We start from the raw sequence: 1,497 nt of genomic DNA on the forward strand, positions 1-1,497 counted from the left end.
GCCGTACGTCGGCGCAGTCCAGCTCCGCGGCGAGCAACTCCTTGGCGAGGCCGTCGCGTACGCCGTTGAACCACGGGGTGTCGACGCCCGGGAACGGCGCGCCGCGCCACAGCGCGAGCGCCTCGCGGAAGAGGCCCGCCGCCCCGGCGTCGTCCGGTGCGGCCCGGCCCCGCGTGAGCAGCAGGCGGAAGCGGTGCACGTCCACCGAGTCGGCAGGGCCGGCGGCCAGTTCGTAGCCGTCCGGGCTGCGGGCGAGGGTTGCCTGCGAGCCGGAGAGGGTACGGCGTAGGCGGGACAGGTAGCTGTACAGCGTTTCCCTGGCCCGCTGCGGCGCGGTGTACCCCCACACCCGGTGGACGAGCTGCTCCGTGGGCACCGCGCGGCCCGCGTCCAGCAGCAGCGCGGCGAGAACGCTCCGCTGCCGTGCGGGCCCGAGATCGACCGGACGGCCGTCGTCCGCCACTGCCTCGATCCCGCCCAGCAGTCGAAACTCCATGCACGTCCCTCGTCTGCCCGGCCGCCCGCCCGGCGGCGCCACCAGCGGATTCTAGGTGCCTGCAAGGTTCTTGCCAGGTCGCTTCCGCATCGTGGATGGCATCACCGGCCGCGGGGGCCGTCACCCGGGGGGACGGCCGCGCGATCGACGATGCTCGCGCGGGGCCGGGTGCCATCGATCGGGGGACGATCATGCTCCGCATTCACTTCACCGACGCCGACCTGGTCAGGACGCGCGTCGCCGACGCGCCCGACCCGCTCTGGGAGATCGCCGTCAGCCTGCACCGGCTGCAGACGCGCAAGGGCCGGTACGTCCACGCCGCGTGGTACCGCATGGCCCGCCGGGTGCTCCGCGAGAAGGGGCTGGAGCGCGCGGTGCGCGAGACCCTCGTTCCGCTGTACCCGCGGGCGCGGTACTTCCCGGACTTCCTGACGCCCGGTCAGGCGCCCGGCGAGGCGGTGGCGTCGTTCCGCGACGGCGCGGAGCTGCTGCTCGCGGCACCACCCGGCCGGGTACGCGGCGAAGTCGGCCGTCTGGCCCGTACGGTAGGCGCCCCCGCGTGGGCGCCGCGGCTGGCGGAGACGGCGGAGCGCAGGGAGTTCGTACGCCTCCTGCGCGCCTACTACGAAGCCGTCGTCGCCCCCTGGAGCGACCACATGCAGGCCCGGCTCGAAGCCGAGCGCACCGCCCGCCTGCGCGGGCTGCTGCACGGCGGCGCGGACGGCATGCTCGCCGGCCTCGCCCCGGCGATGCGCTGGCGCGCGCCGGTGCTCCAGGTGCGCTACCCCGCCGGGGTGGACCGGGACCTTCGGCTGGACGGGCGGGGCCTGACGCTCGTGCCGTCGTACTTCGCGGACGACGCCCCCGTGAGCCTCGCGGACCCCGAACTCCCGCCTGTCCTCTGGTACCCGGTCCACCACCGGCAGGCCCCCGTACCCCCCGACCGCGGCCGACCGCCGGAGGAGCGACTCGGAGCACTCCTCGGCAGGGCCCGGGGGGCC

The 1,497-nt window shown here is 75.7% G+C and carries 2 protein-coding genes; one reads left to right on the top strand and one right to left on the bottom strand.

The genetic code is table 11. The features are described from left to right. On the bottom strand, positions 1–496 hold a 496-nt coding region (locus H5J30_RS32735), incomplete at its 3' end, for an AfsR/SARP family transcriptional regulator (RefSeq protein ID WP_181791305.1). 191 nt (positions 497–687) lie between these two features. On the opposite strand from H5J30_RS32735, the gene H5J30_RS32740 reads away from it, so the two are divergent. Next, a partial coding sequence (locus H5J30_RS32740; protein WP_181791307.1) for an ArsR family transcriptional regulator occupies positions 688–1,497 on the top strand: 810 nt, incomplete at its 3' end.

This window comes from Streptomyces phytophilus (assembly GCF_013870535.1).
Taxonomy (GTDB): Bacteria; Actinomycetota; Actinomycetes; order Streptomycetales; family Streptomycetaceae; genus Streptomyces; species Streptomyces phytophilus.